The sequence below is a fragment of the Streptomyces sp. NBC_01525 genome, from assembly GCF_045040405.1.
GTDB classification, from domain to species: Bacteria; Actinomycetota; Actinomycetes; order Streptomycetales; family Streptomycetaceae; genus Streptomyces; species Streptomyces benahoarensis.
Genome location: NZ_CP109397.1, coordinates 542,778 through 557,987, shown reverse-complemented (window position 1 = coordinate 557,987; position 15,210 = coordinate 542,778). Strand labels below are relative to the sequence as shown.

The 15,210-nt window shown below is 65.3% G+C and carries 10 protein-coding genes and 4 pseudogenes; 11 read left to right on the top strand and 3 right to left on the bottom strand.

The window, feature by feature from the left end:
• Positions 1-12 precede the first annotated feature (12 nt).
• The 8 genes and pseudogenes from OG422_RS02490 to OG422_RS02455 form a co-directional block, all read left to right on the top strand.
• Entirely contained in the window at positions 13-1,356 is a 1,344-nt protein-coding gene (locus OG422_RS02490) for a nitrous oxide reductase family maturation protein NosD (RefSeq protein WP_405739152.1), read from the top strand.
• Positions 1,356-2,096: a hypothetical protein gene (locus OG422_RS02485; RefSeq protein WP_143940562.1), complete on the top strand. Its 741-nt coding sequence runs from the start codon at positions 1,356-1,358 to the stop codon at positions 2,094-2,096. The genes OG422_RS02490 and OG422_RS02485 overlap by 1 nt, the downstream gene beginning before the upstream one ends.
• Positions 2,097-2,491: 395 nt before the next feature.
• Positions 2,492-3,337, top strand: a pseudogene (locus OG422_RS02480) (integrase core domain-containing protein).
• Positions 3,338-3,833: 496 nt separating this feature from the next.
• Positions 3,834-5,489 carry an Eco57I restriction-modification methylase domain-containing protein gene (locus tag OG422_RS02475; protein ID WP_405739148.1) on the top strand — a complete coding sequence of 552 codons (1,656 nt, stop codon included), beginning with the start codon at positions 3,834-3,836 and terminating at the stop codon, positions 5,487-5,489.
• A gap of 18 nt (positions 5,490-5,507) precedes the next feature.
• Positions 5,508-6,215 (top strand): PaeR7I family type II restriction endonuclease, encoded by a 708-nt coding sequence (locus OG422_RS02470; protein WP_143940560.1) that lies wholly within the window; start codon positions 5,508-5,510, stop codon positions 6,213-6,215.
• 161 nt (positions 6,216-6,376) lie between these two features.
• A complete protein-coding gene (locus OG422_RS02465; protein ID WP_405739144.1) occupies positions 6,377-7,087 on the top strand; it encodes a PaeR7I family type II restriction endonuclease in 711 nt (236 codons plus the stop codon).
• A gap of 658 nt (positions 7,088-7,745) precedes the next feature.
• Positions 7,746-9,011, top strand: coding sequence for a group II intron reverse transcriptase/maturase (gene ltrA, locus OG422_RS02460; protein ID WP_405739141.1), 1,266 nt, complete (start codon positions 7,746-7,748; stop codon positions 9,009-9,011).
• 89 nt (positions 9,012-9,100) lie between these two features.
• Positions 9,101-10,009: pseudogene (locus OG422_RS02455) on the top strand (IS3 family transposase); the annotation flags it as partial.
• A gap of 29 nt (positions 10,010-10,038) precedes the next feature.
• On the opposite strand, the pseudogene OG422_RS02450 reads toward OG422_RS02455, so the two are convergent.
• Positions 10,039-10,356 (bottom strand): annotated as a pseudogene (locus OG422_RS02450) (ATP-binding protein); the annotation flags it as partial.
• Between the two features lie 845 nt (positions 10,357-11,201).
• Here OG422_RS02450 and OG422_RS02445 point away from each other — a divergent pair.
• The 3 genes and pseudogenes from OG422_RS02445 to OG422_RS02435 all read left to right on the top strand — a co-directional run.
• Entirely contained in the window at positions 11,202-11,534 is a 333-nt protein-coding gene (locus OG422_RS02445; protein ID WP_405739139.1) for a MerR family transcriptional regulator, read from the top strand.
• Positions 11,535-11,595: 61 nt separating this feature from the next.
• The gene (locus tag OG422_RS02440; protein WP_405739136.1) at positions 11,596-12,399 is read left to right on the top strand and encodes a hemolysin III family protein; all 804 of its coding nucleotides are present in this window, start codon (positions 11,596-11,598) and stop codon (positions 12,397-12,399) included.
• A gap of 158 nt (positions 12,400-12,557) precedes the next feature.
• Positions 12,558-13,491, top strand: a pseudogene (locus OG422_RS02435) (IS1380 family transposase); the annotation flags it as partial.
• 428 nt (positions 13,492-13,919) lie between these two features.
• Here OG422_RS02435 and OG422_RS02430 read toward each other — a convergent pair.
• Positions 13,920-14,123: a cold-shock protein gene (locus OG422_RS02430; RefSeq protein ID WP_019072426.1), complete on the bottom strand. Its 204-nt coding sequence runs from the start codon at positions 14,121-14,123 to the stop codon at positions 13,920-13,922.
• Positions 14,124-14,363: 240 nt separating this feature from the next.
• Positions 14,364-14,702 (bottom strand): MerR family transcriptional regulator, encoded by a 339-nt coding sequence (locus OG422_RS02425; RefSeq protein WP_405739132.1) that lies wholly within the window; start codon positions 14,700-14,702, stop codon positions 14,364-14,366.
• Between the last annotated feature and the right edge of the window lie 508 nt (positions 14,703-15,210).

Sequence of the window (15,210 nt, the reverse complement as noted above, 5' to 3'; positions counted from 1 at the left end):
TGAAGGTGAACCGTGTTCCGAGGCCGTATCGCCCTGTTCATCTGCCTGATCGGCATGCTTCTCGCGGCGGTGGGCTGTGCACCGTCCGACGAGGAGGACGACGCAGCCAAGGCCCGTACGCCGCAGACCATCCGGGTGCCGCAGGACGCCCCCACGATCAGCACGGCCGTCGGACGCGCCCGGCCCGGCGACCTGGTCCTGGTCTCGCCCGGCGTCTACCACGAGACCGCACGGATCCCCGTCGACCGCGTCGTGCTGCGCGGCACCGACCGCAACCGCGTGATCATCGACGGGCAGGGCAGGCGGCACAACGGCGTCGTCGTGACCGGCTCCGGCGTGGCGGTGGAGAACCTCACCGTCCGCGACCACCTGCTCAACGGCGTGCTGGTGACCGGCATGGCGTCCCAGGACGGGCAGGGCCTGGCCCGCGGCAGCAACGGCTATGAGCACCTGGACCTGGAGAAGTTCCCGCCGCTGCAAGGCTTCCGGGTCAGCTATGTGACCTCCGCCCGCAACGGCCTCTACGGCATCTACGCCTTCAACGCTCAGAGTGGACGGCTGGACCACAACCACACCTCCGGCGGCGCCGATTCGGGCCTGTACGTCGGCCAGTGCAAGCCGTGCAACGTCGTGGTGAGCGACAACGTCGCCGAGTACAACGCCGTCGGCTACGAGGGCACCAACGCCAGCGAGAAGATGTGGGTACTGCGCAACCGCCTCACACACAACCGTGTCGGAATGACGGTCAACTCCGACTATCTGGAGGCATACGTCCCCCAGCACAGTGCCGTTGTGGCGGGCAATCTCGTCGCCGACAACGCCGAGCCGAAGTCACCCCAGCAGGCCGACGGGGGCTTCGGCATCGGCATCGGACTCGCGGGCGGCCAGCGCAACACCGTGCACAACAACCGGATCGAGGGGAACCCGCGCGCCGGACTCGTCCTCATGTCCGCCGAAGACGTCCCGCCCACCGGCAACGCGATCAGCTCGAACACCTTCAGCCGCAACGGAGTCGACGCCGTGTACGCGGCCAGCGACCGCGCCCCCGGCAAGGGCAACTGCCTCACGGACAACGCCCTGTCCACCACGGCCCCCAAGACCCTGGCCGCCCAGCCGCAGTGCTCCGCCGACACCGACGGCCCGGTGATGACGTCCGCTCCACCGCCCACGCAGCCTGCCGCACCTGCTGGGATCCCCTTCCGTACGGTGCCCGAGCCCCCGGACCAGCCGCAGATGCCCGGCGGCGCCACCGCCCCCGTACGCCCTGCCACCGGCCTGCCCGGCTCCGTCGACGCGGACCGCGTCCCGCTGCCGGGCCGCGATCTGCTCGCCGCCCACAGCCGGAGCGGCTCGTGATGCGCCGCCGTGCCCTGCTCGCCGCGGGCGCGGCCGGACTCGCTCTGGTCCTGACCGGATGCGGCGGAGACGACGGCCGGGGCAAGCGGGCGGCAGCGGGGCCTCGCCCGCTCACCACATCCGAGGCCGAGCTGATGTCCACCGTACGATTCCTCAACTACCAGCGCGTACGCGGCCAGATCCACGCCACCGTCCCCGCCGCCGGACGCACCCTGAGACTCACCGGCCGCGTCGACTGGACCACACACACCGGCTACGCCCAGGTACTTGTCCCCGGACAGCCGCAGAACATCCTCGTGCGGTGGGACCTCCGCACCGCCTCCGTCCACCCCAACAGCAACGCCCAACTGCCCGCCACGCCACCACGCTCCGGCTGGCAGCACCGCCCCCTGGATCCCCGCGCCAACCCCATCGACGCCGTGCTGCTGCTAGCCCTCTCCCTGGGCACGGACCGCCCCGAGAACGCCCAACTGCTGCGCCAGGGAGGGGCAAGCTGGCTGCGCAGCGAACGACTGAACAGCACCCCCGTCACCGTCATCGCCGGCCCCAAGCCCCCCGACTCCGGCGACACCGCCCCGCCCGCACCGGGCACCGCCACCGGATCCGCCGAACGCCGCACCCGCTACTGGATCGATGCCGACGGGCGCTTGCACCGCTTCGCCGCCCTGGTCGCCGGCGGCAAGTGGGCCACCCTCGACTTTCCGCATGGTGAGGCCGCGCCGATCCCCACCGTCCGCTGAGGCGGCCCTTCCGCACATACAACAGCCCGTCCGTGTTCGTTGCTGTCGCGGCTCCACCTGTGCTGAAGAGCCTTCGGAGAATGCGGGTGGGGCCTGGACGCCCCTGAACGCAACCAGGAAGAACCCGGCCGCTTACTCCCCTACTTATCGGCGATCACGGCGTCTGACACTTCGGTGCTGGACGCCATCCGCCTCGGAGAGCTCGTTGCTGCCGTACAAGGGGAAGGGCGGTGGCCGGGGCCGGTGCGGTGGCGTTCACGGGCCAGGCGGAGGTTCCAGCCGGTCAAGCCAGGTTCGTTGTGGTTTACGAAGGAGGGGCTGTAGGTCTCTGGGGCCGGGCGGTCGGCGTCCTCCCTGCTCTGCTGAACCGGCTGCCACGGGACGTGCTGCGGGGGATGCGCCTGGTGGTCCGTCCCGACACGGTATTGCGCTGGCACCGCAGCCTGGTCGCACGCCGCCACGCGGCTGTCTCCCGGCCCAAGCGTCGGGGAAGGCCGCGCACGGTGCGCTCTGTCCGGGACCTGGTGTTGCGTTTGGTGAGGGGGAATCCCAGTTGGGGCTACAGGAGGGTGCACGGTGAACTTCTCGTCCTGGGCGTGAAGGTCGCCGCGTCCACCGTCTGGGAGATTTTGAGAGAGGCCGGGATTGACCCGGCACCCGAGTGGGCCTGCACGCTGATGCCCTGCTGGCCTGTGACTTCCTGGAAACGGTCACCTTGTCCGGGGCCCGACTGTACGTGTTGGCGGTGATCGAGTGCTCCAGCCGACGCGTTCGGATCCTGGGGGCGACCGCGCACCCGACCGCCTCATGGTGTCGCAGGCCGCCAAGAACCTGGTCATGGACCTTGAGACGCAGGCTGCCGGGCGCGGTTCCTGATCCGGGACCGGGACGGAAAGTTCCCCGCCCTGTTCGATGCCATCCTTGCCGATGTGGGGATCGAGGTCGTACTCAGCGGTGTTCGGATGCCGAGAATGAACTCGCTCATGGAGCGGTGGGTGCAGACCTGCCGGCGTGAACTGCTGGACCGTACCTTGATCTGGAACCAGCGGCACCTGCTCCACGCGCTGCGCGAGTTCGAGCAGTTCTACAACGCTCATCGGCCGCACCAGGGCATCGCGAATGCCCGTCCGCTGAATCCATTACCCACGCCGATCGCCGCTCCGGACCAGATCGCCAGCCTCAACATACGAAGACGCGAACGCCTCGGTGGCATCCTCCACGAGTACCGACATGCCGCATGACCTGCACGGATGAGGATTCCGGCAAGGGCAAGGTCGGGGTACGCACCGCGCGGTCGGACTCCGCATGGCGGCGTTGCGCTTGACCCTGTTCAGGGACAGGTCAATTCTGCGGGGCATTCCAGCAGGATTGCCCCGGTGGCGAGGAATCCGTGGACTTGCCGTCAGCGCGTCCACATCACCGTTCGAGGCCCGAGTTATTTGCTCTCTATAGAGCCCAATGTCATATATTTCGAAGTCGGAGTTGTGGCGAAATTCAAGTTCGCTGGAGGCAGACGCGTAAGACTGGAAACATCCTCGCGAGGCATGTCACAGTTTCCTCATCGTGAAAACCGCATGCCCCCAGAAAAGGATCTCGTTTATGGCGCATGTTGCCTCTACTGCAGTTCATATTCCTCAAGCTGCGTGTTCGAAGGACGGAGTGGACTTTCCGGCAGGCGTGCTTGGTGATGCCCACCTCGCAGCGGGCTCGGCCGACGTAGGCGATAGCCTCAGGGGTGTGTCTCTCACCAGCTCACCTAGCGCCACTGTCCACGCCGAGGCCATCCCTGCCGAGGCCGTGGCCAACGGCGAGGTCTACACTCGCCGTTGGGTCGTCGACATGATCCTCGACCTGGTCGGTTACACCACCGATCGAGATCTTGATCGAATGACCATCGTCGATCCCGCCTGTGGTTCTGGCGCGTTCCTTCTTGGCATCGTTGAGCGCCTGAGCACGGTGTGTCGAAAGCTTGAACGGGACCTCCCCGTTGAGGGGGTCCGTGCTCTCGACCTTCTGAGTCGCAACGTGAAGGAAAGCCGCGAGGCGGTGGCGGACGTCCTTATTGCGGATGGCTGGGATCGCGAGACGGTTCACACCATCGTCAGTCAGTGGATTCGGCATGGGGACTACCTTCTTGACGACACGGGGAAGGCCGACTTCGTTGTCGGAAATCCTCCCTATATTCGTTTGGAAGATGTTCCAGACCAGCGGATGCGGCTTTACCGGGAGGATCATCCTTCCATGGTTGGCCGCTCCGATATCTACGTCGGATTCTTCGAAAGAGGACTCGGGTCCCTCACGTCCGGTGGGGTACTCGGATTCATCTGTGCGGATCGCTGGATGCGCAACCAGTATGGCCGTGAGCTGCGCAAGTTGGTCGCCGACCGCTTCAGCATGGATTTCGTTGCAACCATGCACGACGTCGATGCTTTCGAAGAGCAGGTGTCGGCCTACCCGGCGATCACGATCCTGCGTAATCGTCCACAGGGCGAGTCGGTTGCGGTTGATACCACGAAGTCCTTCGGAGCGGACGAAGCCCGTCGGCTGATGAGCTGGATCGGCGACGAGGATCGCACTGCTGCGAATACAAGCAGCTTCAAGGCGGCCCGACTGCCTCACTGGTTCTCGGCAGCAGACTCGTGGCCGGCTGGAAGCCCCGCACGCCTTGCCTTGCTTGAGGACCTGAACGACCGGTTCCCTGTGCTTGAAGAGACCTTGACGAAGGTCGGGATCGGCGTTGCCACAGGATCTGATGCTGTCTTCCTCACCGAGGACGAGACCCTCGTGGAGAGGGACCGACTCCTCCCCATGGCGATGGTGAAGGATGCCAAGAGCGGGCACCTGGAGTGGCACGGCACCCACATGGTCAACCCGTGGGATGAGGATGGTGAACTGGTAGACCTCGGCAAGTACCCCAGACTGAAGGCTTACTTCGAGACGCATCGGACAGCTCTCGAAGGCCGTTACGTCGCGAAGAAGCAGCCTGACCGTTGGTACAAGACGATCGACAAGATCGATGCGAGCCTGACCGGTCGGCCGAAGCTGCTGCTGCCGGACATGAAGCTGACTATTCATCCTGTACTGGATGAAGGTGGCTACTATCCCCATCACAACCTCTATTACGTTGTGTCCGACACATGGGACATCAAGGTTCTAGGGGGACTCCTCTTGTCTCGCGTGGCCCAGACCTTCGTTGAGGCGTACGCCGTGAGGATGCGGGGCGGCACACTCCGCTTCCAGGCCCAGTACCTGAGGCGCATCCGGGTTCCTCACCCCGAGGTCATTTGTCAGACCGATGCTCTAGCGTTGGCACACGCGTTTGATCACCGTGATGTGCAAGCTGCCACGGAGGCGGCCCTCCGCGTCTACGGGATCGAGCGCATCCCGGACTGACGCCTACATGGGGGACCGATGAGCGCCCAACCGAACTGGGACAACGACGCCTTGAACCGGGCCGTCCACACGATGTGGGCGGCCCGTTCGCAAGGCACTCAAAGCGGGAAGCACATGGCTGCGGTCGAAGACCTCGTGATCAAATCCGCGATCGAGGCTTGCAAGGGCACTCCCATTACCTTCTTGAGAGGCGAGGCCGCCACACTTCCTGGAGTCTACCGGCCACGCAAGAACTGGGACCTCGTTGCATTGGATGACGACCGCCTTGTTTTTGCCATTGAGATGAAATCTCAGTCTGTGGAGAAGATCAGCAATAACGCGAATAATCGAAACGAAGAGGCCATCGGGAGTGCTACCGACTTGCGCCTCGCCCACAAGAAAGGGCTGCTCGGGAGGGATAGGGGCGATGCCCATAGGCCCTGGATCGGGTATTTTTTCATCCTGGAAGAGGCGCTTCAGTCGACGCGGCCCGCTCGGCAGCAAGTGAGCGCTGCTCTCCCGACGGATCCCGCTTATGGGACTCACCCGTCCTATGAGGACCGATATCGCCTGCTTTGTGAACGCTTGTTGGAGAATAAGCTCTACGATGGAGCGTGTTTCCTCCTCTCGGGTACCGATCCTGGCGCCGTGGTCAAGCAGCCTGACCCGAGTGCTGGTATTGATTTTGGTAGCTTTATGGCATCCCTTGATGGCTATCTCGCAAAGTACTGTGCCAACAGGACCTGAACTGAGGCGGGCCTGGGGTTGTGTTACAGCCATTTCATGCGCCGAAACGGCATGGTCCACTAGCCTGATCGCTGGCTTCGGTGTTCGAGGCCCGCAGCGTCGAGAGCTGTGCCGGTTTCGTGCGGCCTACCCGCTGGCTGCACGCCGATCGTGGTGGGGCCATGGACGGAAAGTTCGAACTCGCAGTCCGGAAGTACTGGGAGACGCGAGAGCAGCAGACGGCGAGGCAGATCGCCGAGGGGAAGCAGGATGCAGGGCTCCGGGGCGCCGTCACAGGTGGTGCCCACCTCGATGCCCTGACGCAATTGATCGTGGAACACTTCGTGGACGTCCTTGGCTACCCGGCCAGCTCGATTTCTCTGGGCAAGAAGGCTGAGTTGCCGGGCTATTACCGGCCAACCAAGCAATGGGATCTCATCGTCAAGAATGGAACCCAGCTGGTTGCGGCTATCGAGTTCAAGTCGCAGTCTGGGCCATCGTTCGGGAACAACTTCAATAACCGAACTGAAGAAGCAATCGGTAGCGCTGTAGATACTCAGCGCGCCATCTCCCAGGGCCTTCTGGGTGATGCCCGGCCCTGGCTTGGATATGTCTTCCTGTTGGAGGACGCAGAAGGATCCACGCAGAGCGCGAAGCGAGACTTCAAGCCGAGCTTCAAAGTAGATGAGGCGTTTGAGAGGCGACCTTCCTACGCTGACCGCTATCAAGTGCTCTGCCGCAGGCTCGTCGAGGATGAACTCTACGATGCCGCCTGTTTTGTGTTGGCCCCCAAAGATCCCGAACGCCCCATCGGCCAGCCCGACCCGCAGCTAACTTTCGCGGGATTCATTGAGTCGCTCACGAAACATGTACGAAAGGAGCCAGGGCTCTAATCGAGAGTGCTTCGAATGTGAGTGTGAGATCGCCAGTCGTTCAGGAGGGTCCCCACTGCAAAGCAGTGGGGACCCTCTGTGCCGACCAGTTGGCCGTGCTGGAGAGACGCGTCTCACCCAACATGCATTCCAAATATTTGGCTGTGGGTTCTGGGGTGTGCGTGAGTGTACCGACCTGCCGTGCGCGATGCTGAGGAATTATTGTAGCCGAAGACTGTCGTGGTGAGCGATGAGGAAAAGGCGCCGAAAGAGGCGTCAGGTGGGGACCGGGAAGACGAACGCAAGTGAATCGCTGCTGACGTGTCGAAACGAAAACAGACGACATCAAAACCGGGGTGTTCCCTGAACTCCGGGATGAGCCTGGCGGGAGCCCGTCTATTGGCCAGGTGGTGTCCGGCATGCAGGCGACGTGAGCCCGGTCTGCGGCTTCCGCATGGAACAGGAGAAGGCAAGCCCCGATACTGCCCGCCGTGCAGCGGCGGCGAGAGGGAGCGCCTCAAGCAGCGGACACTGCGAGGGGCTGAGTACCGATGCGGGGCGTGCCGGCGGACCGGCTCGTAGTAGTGGTGAAGCCCCTGTAATGGGGGTGGAGCGAAGGGGCCGGGTCGTTCGTGACTGTGTTGATCGCATCAACCGGACGGTGTCCGGGAGGAGTTCGGTGGACCAGTTGAAATCGCAGACCAAGCCGTTTGAGATCTCAAAGTGGGAAGTCAAGGAGGCATGGGAGGAAGTCAGAGCGAATAGGGGAGCGCCGGGAGTGGACGGGCAGAGCGTCGACGACTTCGAGAAGGATCTGAGGAACAACCTCTACAAGATCTGGAACAGAATGTCGTCAGGCTCGTACTTCCCGCCTCCGGTGCGCGCGGTGGCGATTCCCAAGCCACAGGGAGGCGGTGAAAGAATGCTCGGCATTCCCGCCGTCGCCGATCGCGTGGCCCAGACCGTCGTGGCCCGGCATCTCATGCGGAGGGTGGAGCCAATTTTCCATCCAGACAGCTTCGGATACCGGCCCGGACGGTCCGCCTTGGATGCGGTGGAGAAGTGCCGGGAACGCTGTTGGAAACGGGACTGGGTGGTGGAGTTCGACATCGCCAAGTTCTTCGACAGCGTTCCCTGGGACCTGCTGGTCAAGGCAGTGGAATCGCATACCGACGCCGTTTGGGTGAACTTGTATGTGCGGAGGTGGCTCGCTGCCCCGCTCCAGATGCCCGACGGCTCTCTGCTGGAACGGGAGCGCGGAACCCCACAAGGGGCTCCCGTGTCTCCCGTCATGGCGAACCTGTTCCTGCACTACGCGTTCGACACCTGGATGGCCCGGGAGTTCCCGTCCGTCTGGTTCGAACGCTACGCGGATGATGCGGTGCTGCACTGCGTCACCGAGCGCCAGGCTCGCCATGTGCTGGCCGCGCTCACGGACAGGATGGCCGAGGTCGGGCTGCGTCTGCACCCGGCCAAGACCCGGATCGTGTACTGCCGGGATGGGAATCGCCAAGGCTCCTACGAGCACACGGCGTTCACGTTCCTGGGATACACCTTCCGCGCCAGGAGAAACCGGAGTCGGCACGGGAACCAGTTCCTGGCGTTTGACCCGGCGGTGAGCAAGGACGCTCTCAAGAAGATGGGCCGGGAAGTGCGGAGCTGGCATCTGCACACCCGCACCGATCTGACCTTCCAAGAGCTCGCCCGAAGGATCAACCCTGTCGTGGCGGGCTGGATCAACTACTACGGCCGTTTCAGGCCCTGGGAGTTGACCTCTTTCGTGACACGCATCAACTCCTACCTGGTGCGCTGGATCCGCAAGAAGTACAAACGGCTCGCGGCCAAGCGGAAGGCGCTGGCGAAAATGCAGGAGATCGCCCGGCGATACCCCCGCATGTTCGCACACTGGCGCGTCACTCCGACCGTGAGTGCCGTACTGGTCTGACGATCAGGACGACAAGAGCGGAGTGACGAGAGATCGTCACGCTCCGTTCTGTGAGGGCCGGAGGGTGAAATCCCCTCCGGCTACTCGGCGACGCGCCGGTGAACCGCTTCCAGTTCGTCGCCGACCACCAGCGCCGCTACGGCGTGAAGCGGCTGTGCACCATCCTCGGCGTCGCCCGATCCAGCTTCTACTACTGGCGTGCGACGGCCACCGACCGGGCCGCCCGGCAGGCGGCCGACGCCCGCCTCGCCGCCCGGATACGGGTCGCGCACCGCAAGTCTGACGGGACCTACGGCGTCCCCAGGATCACGGCCGAGCTCCGCGAGGCGGGCGAGCGCGTCAACCACAAGCGGATCGCGCGGGTGATGCGGGGTGCCGGCCTGGCGGGAGTGCGCCTGCGCCGCAGACATCGCACCACTGTTGCGGACCCGGCCGAGGCGAAGGCCCCGGACCTCATCGGCCGCGACTTCACGGCAAGCGAGTCGAACACGAAGTACGTCGGCGACATCACCTATCTCCCGCTGGACGGCGGGAAGTTCCTGTACCTGGCCACCGTCATCGACCTCGCCTCGCGCCGCCTGGCCGGCTGAGCGATCGCGGACCATATGCGCACCGACCTCGTCACCAACGCCCTGTCCGCCGCCGAACGGACCCGCGGCAGCCTCGCCGGGGCGGTTCTGCACACCGATCACGGAGCCCAGTACACCAGCCGGGCCTTCGCCGACGCCTGCCGCGAGGCCGGCGTCCGCCAGTCCATGAGCGCGATCGGCTCCAGCGCGGACAACGCGCTCGCGGAGTCCTTCAACGCGACGTTCAAACGCGAGACGCTTCAGGGCCGAAAACACTGGCCCAGCGAACGCGAGGCCCGACTCGACGCGTTCCGCTGGCTCAACCGCTACAACACGCGACGCCGTCATTCCCGTCTCGGACAACGCAGTCCCATCGCCTACGAGACAGCACTCGACACAACATCAACTACCCTGACCCAAGCCGCATAGCCCGTGTCCAAGATCCCGGGTCAAGGCCCGTTGACCATGGGCCAGCCGAAGCCTCCGGTGCCGTCGTTCAGGTCGGGGGTTCGCATGCGTGGCGCCTGCGAGCTGGGGTCGTCGACGGCCACCTCGATGGTGTCGGGGTGGGCGGCCAGGCAGAGGGTGTAGGTGCCGCCGCCGTGTCGTAGGGCGTTGGTGACGAGTTCGGAGACGACCAGGACAGCGGTGTCTGCTGCTTCTGAGTCGATGGCCGGCTGTCGGAGGGCTTCGAGGAAGGCTCGGGTGGTGTCGCGCGCATCGGCGACGGCGGTCGCGGAGCGGATGGTCGTGGCGTGGACGCACATCGTGTCCATCAGGTTCACCCTGGCCTCTGGCTCGTCAATGCCCGGTCCTGCCTATCCGTCCCTCGTGCCCGCCCAGGGCCCCCTTAACCCGGCTGGGCCCGATTACCTCACCGTCGAACACGCGGAAATCTATGTCGGCTGGAGTAGACATTGGTCGGTGGCGTGGTTATGGTTTCTCTCGTAGCCGAGATCAACAGGGCCCGGCAGAGACGAACTGCCGGGCAGCAGTACCGCAGTTGCAGTTCGCAGGACGGTTCGGTGGTGGAGTTCCGAAGCCAGGGTTGTTGCAGGACGGCGACGGGACTGACGACCGGACTGGGTGGCCCGCAGTGATCAGGGGCTGCCGTGAGCAGTACCGCAGTTCGGTAGGTGCAGTTCGCAGTACCCAGCAGTGAAGTCAGTGAGCAGCACCTCGGTGAAGGCGTCGGCTGCGGACGCGCGCACCGGGAAGTTCGGCAGTGGGGTTCTAAGCCAGAGCAGGTGCAGGACGGGCGACGGGGCTGGCTGCCGACGAGTGGCGCTTAATCAGGTCACCAGCAGTTCGCATCACCAGTAGTACAAGCAGTACGCAGTCCCCGTTGGTAAGTAGTTGATCAAGAGGGAAGAACGGAGGAGTTGAGCGCCATCAGGATCGCCCGGGCGGAAGGCTTGAGCCCGGGTACCGCAGGACATCGATAGGTAGGTGGTCTCCGGTCACGCATCCGCGATCCCCGCATTGCCCGCCCTCTCCCGGATGGGCCTGCGGAACAAGTAGGCCGGCGCAGGACCAGGGTCGGCAGATGGTGTAGCAGTTCCTTCGGGGCCCTGGTGCCAATGGCACCAGGGCCCCTCCACGCGTTCCACAGAGAGGTGCAATGACAGCAGACGATTCCTTCGGCCGTCTCGACGACGACGATTACCCCGCCTACACCATGGGCCGAGCTGCCGAGATGCTCGGCACCGCCCCCGCCTTCCTGCGGGCCCTCGGTGAGGCCAAGCTGATCACACCGTTGCGTTCCGAGGGCGGCCACCGCCGCTACTCCCGCTACCAGCTGCGCATCGCGGCCCGCGCCCGGGAACTCGTCGACCAAGGCACCCCCATCGAGGCCGCCTGCCGCATCGTCATCCTCGAAGACCAACTCGAAGAAGCCCAGCGCATCAACGCCGAACACCTCCGCACCGCGTCCCAGCACACAGCAGGCATCTGACCCGCAGTCCGCGGCGACGCGCCGATACCGCACTCTTCCGCTGATTTCATAATATGAGGACATGATCGCTGAAGACGCCCAGCCGTCGGCACACGAACGGGAGCCCCAGCACCGCTCCGGCACCACGCCCGACACCCTCCGCACCCCCGCGGTTGACCCGCCTGCTGGCACAACGAGCCGGCTGACTTCCGGACAGACAACCGTCAGCTTGGAAGGCGGCGTGGAGCAGGCGGCAGCTGCGCTGAAGCCGAGGATGCGCGGCTGGCTGCACGCCGGCATGTTCCCGCTCTCGCTGGCCGGCGGCATCGTCCTGATCGCCCTCTCGCGCTCGGCTGCGGCAGTGGCGGCATGTTCGGTGTTCGCGGTGTCGGCGTTGTTGCTGTTCGGGACGAGTGGGGTCTACCACCGCGGGACGTGGGGTCCGCGAGGTGAGGCAGTTCTGCGGCGGTTGGACCACGCGAACATCTTCTTGATAATCGCCGGCACGTACACGCCTTTGGCAATGCTGTTGCTGTCCGCGGGACAGCAGCTGGGGCTGCTGTCCCTGGTGTGGGCAGGGGCCGCGGCCGGCATCGCCTTCCGCGTCTGGTGGATCAGGGCACCGCGCTGGCTCTACACCTTGTGCTACATCGCACTGGGCTGGGCGGCCGTCTTCTACCTGCCCGACTTCGCGCGCACCGGCGGTACCCCGGTCGTCGTACTCATCATCACCGGCGGCCTGCTCTACACCGCGGGCGCCGTCGTCTACGGACTCAAGCGCCCCGACCCCTCACCGCGCTGGTTCGGCTTCCACGAGGTCTTCCACACTCTCACCATCGCCGCCTTCACCGCGCACTACACAGCGGTCTTCCTTGTAGTCACATGACCAGGCGGGCCACCGGTCTACCGTAGGTCAAAGCCGGTGAAGTCCTCCGGGCCATGAGCCAGCTCGGCTTCACCTGCCACGACCTTCCCCGCCGCGCCCACGCGCTTCCTCAACTCGTTCCAACAGGCCTCCGCCATGCTCGGCGCCCCTGCGGCCGTCTGACCCACGAGCAGGCGCGAGCGCTGGTCGAGACCGTCCGCAAGACCGGCCTGGGCGGGGCGATATCGGCAGGTCTCGCACCGTGGCGGCGTCCTCGGGCGGTGCATGATCCGGGGAAGATCCTGCTGGATGTGGTGCTCGCGGTCGCGCTGGGCGCTGCTGCCTGGCGGATGTGGGCATGCTGCGGGCCGAGCCGGTCCTGTTCGGTCCGGTGGCCTCTGACCCGACCGTCTCCCGGCTCATCGACACCCTCGCCAAGGCCGGGCCGAAGGCTCTGACCGTGATCTGCACCGCCCGTTCCGAAGTCCGCGAACACGTCTGGAAATTGGCCGCAGATACCGCTCCGGACACGGAGGGGCAGGTGGTCGTGGACCTGGACGGGGTGCTTGTGTTTGCGCACTCCGACCAGCAGGACGCGGCTGCGACCTGGAACAAGAGCTTCGGCCATCACCCGCTGATGGGCTTCGTCGACCATGGCCGCAGCGGGCCCGGGGAGCCGGTGGCCGGGCTGCTGCGGCCGGGCAACGCCGGGTCCAACACCGCCGCCGATCACATCGAAGCCGCGAAACTCGCCCTGGCCCAGCTGCCCAAAAGGTACGGCGTGGGCGGCAGACGCTGATCCGCACGGATTTCGGCGGAGGCACCCACGCATTCGTCGAATGGCTCGCGAAGCAGGGCCGGTGGCTGTCGTACTCGCTCGGCATGACCATCACCGAGCAGCTTCACCAGGACGTGCTGACGGTCCCGCCCTCCGCCTGGACGCCCGCCATCGAACCCGGCAGTGAGATTCGCGACGGCGCCTGGGTCGCCGAGCTCGACGAAGACTGCCTGACGGGCTGGCCGAAGGGGATGCGGCTGATCGTCCGCAAGGAACGGCCGCACCTCGGCGCCCAGTCGTGCTTCACCGAGGCCGACGGCCTGCGGCTCACCTGCTGTCGTAGTGCTCGCTCACCGAACTGTGCGGGAGGACTCGTCGTGGTGGTCTTTCAGTATTCAGTTGCCACCAGTCGCCTCCCCCGGGCGGGGAGGCGGATGAGTCCGGCGGGGGATGTGGCCGGGCGGGTTGCGCTGCCAGGTGCGCGACAGCAGGAAGCGGCAAGAGGGCCCCACCGCCGTCGTCCTGGATTCCCAGACCGTGCGGCCCCTAGACCCACGACAGCGCCCGCCTCGCCTGACTCGCCTGCATCCGAGCCGCGTGCGGGCCCGTACTCTCACCACACCCGGCAAACTCGGCCTCGTCTCTTAAGCCGCCGGAGAAAGGCCGAGGGTCGCACGGTGTGCGCTGCGCGGCCCTGGATGTGTGTTGCGTGTCTGTCTTCCGTGTCTGCTCCGTCGCGTCGCCGCAGGCACGGCTGATGAGGTCAGGCGGGGTTGATGTTCTCCGCCTGAGGGCCCTTCTGGCCCTGGGTGACGTCGAACGTCACGGCCTGGCCCTCTTGGAGCTCACGGAAGCCCGAGGAGTTGATTGCGGAGTAGTGCGCGAAGACATCCGGGCCGCCGCCGTCCTGGGCGATGAAGCCGAAGCCCTTCTCCGCGTTGAACCACTTCACGGTTCCCGTAGCCATAGTCATGCCTTCCAGTCGATGAACGCCTCCCACTCCATGTGGAAGGCAGAGGTGATCGCCCTGGTTCCTGCGGCAGAGCACAGCAAAACGCCCACACCAAGGCGTGGGCAAAGGGGAACTCCGAACCACGACAGCTACGCAGACGCTACACGCCCGCACACCACGTCACCACAGGAACGATCATGCCGCACACCGGGACTGTGCGTGCGGTGCCCGCCGATACCGGCGGGCACGCTCGTCTCATGCCGCAGTCGGGGGGTTGGGTGGTCCGACGGTGCGGAGGTGTTCGGCGTTGATGCGCTGGGCTTCTTCGAGTTGGTCTTCGAGGATGACGATGCGGCAGGCGGCCTCGATGGGGGTGCCTTGGTCGACGAGTTCCCGGGCGCGGGCCGCGATGCGCAGCTGGTAGCGGGAGTAGCGGCGGTGGCCGCCCTCGGAACGCAACGGTGTGATCAGCTTGGCCTCACCGAGGGCCCGCAGGAAGGCGGGGGCGGTGCCGAGCATCTCGGCAGCTCGGCCCATGGTGTAGGCGGGGTAATCGTCGTCGTCGAGACGGCCGAAGGAATCGTCTGCTGTCATTGCACCTCTCTGTGGAACGCGTGGAGGGGCCCTGGTGCCATTGGCACCAGGGCCCCGAAGGAACTGCTACACCATCTGCCGACCCTGGTCCTGCGCCGGCCTACTTGTTCCGCAGGCCCATCCGGGAGAGGGCGGGCAATGCGGGGATCGCGGATGCGTGACCGGAGACCACCTACCTATCGATGTCCTGCGGTACCCGGGCTCAAGCCTTCCGCCCGGGCGATCCTGATGGCGCTCAACTCCTCCGTTCTTCCCTCTGAACCAATCACTTACCAAACGGGTACTGCGTACTGCTGGTACTGCGAACTACTGGTGGCCTCGCGTAGCGCCACTCTTCGGCAGCCAGCCCCGTCGCCCGTCCTGCATCTGCTCTGGCTTGGAACCCCACTGCCGAACTTCCCGGTGCGCGCGCCCGCAGCCGACGCCTTTACCGAGGAACCACTGACTACTGCGCTGCTGGTACCGACAACCGCAACTGCTGAACTGGCACTGCCTCAGCTGCGGTACT

Excerpts from the sequence above, each read along its gene's own strand:
- OG422_RS02440 (WP_405739136.1), top strand. The coding sequence starts at position 11,596 with ATGATCGCTGAAGACGCCCAGCCGTCGGCACACGAACGGGAGCCCCAG.
- OG422_RS02425 (WP_405739132.1), bottom strand. The coding sequence starts at position 14,702 with ATGACAGCAGACGATTCCTTCGGCCGTCTCGACGACGACGATTACCCC.
- OG422_RS02470 (WP_143940560.1), top strand. The coding sequence starts at position 5,508 with ATGAGCGCCCAACCGAACTGGGACAACGACGCCTTGAACCGGGCCGTC.
- OG422_RS02465 (WP_405739144.1), top strand. The coding sequence starts at position 6,377 with ATGGACGGAAAGTTCGAACTCGCAGTCCGGAAGTACTGGGAGACGCGA.
- OG422_RS02485 (WP_143940562.1), top strand. The coding sequence starts at position 1,356 with ATGCGCCGCCGTGCCCTGCTCGCCGCGGGCGCGGCCGGACTCGCTCTG.
- OG422_RS02445 (WP_405739139.1), top strand. The coding sequence starts at position 11,202 with ATGACAGCAGACGATTCCTTCGGCCGTCTCGACGACGACGATTACCCC.
- OG422_RS02430 (WP_019072426.1), bottom strand. The coding sequence starts at position 14,123 with ATGGCTACGGGAACCGTGAAGTGGTTCAACGCGGAGAAGGGCTTCGGC.